Source organism: Sulfitobacter sp. CW3 (assembly GCF_019392245.1).
Taxonomy (GTDB): Bacteria; Pseudomonadota; Alphaproteobacteria; order Rhodobacterales; family Rhodobacteraceae; genus Sulfitobacter.
Genome location: NZ_JAHXRL010000432.1, coordinates 1 through 251, shown reverse-complemented (window position 1 = coordinate 251; position 251 = coordinate 1). Strand labels below are relative to the sequence as shown.

Genomic DNA, 251 nt, shown 5'->3' with positions numbered 1-251 from the left:
CAACAACAACGCCGACAACCCGGAGCAGCCGCAGAAGACGATCTACACGGGGGGCACGGTGGGGTATATGGACCCGGAGTACTACCGGCTGCAGCACTTGACGGACAAGAGCGACGTGTACAGCTTCGGCGTGGTGCTCCTGGAGCTCATGTCCGGCTGCCGCGTGGTGCAGCGGTACGCCGAGAGCGTGACGCCCAAGAACGTCGTCGACTTCACGGTGCCGCACATCCTCGCCGACGACGTGGCGCGAG

Annotated in this window: 1 protein-coding gene; it reads left to right on the top strand. The window is 64.9% G+C overall.

Annotated features, from left to right (window positions below):
- Positions 1-251: protein kinase (locus KZZ06_RS21700; RefSeq protein ID WP_219581983.1), on the top strand; the 251-nt coding region annotated here is incomplete at both ends.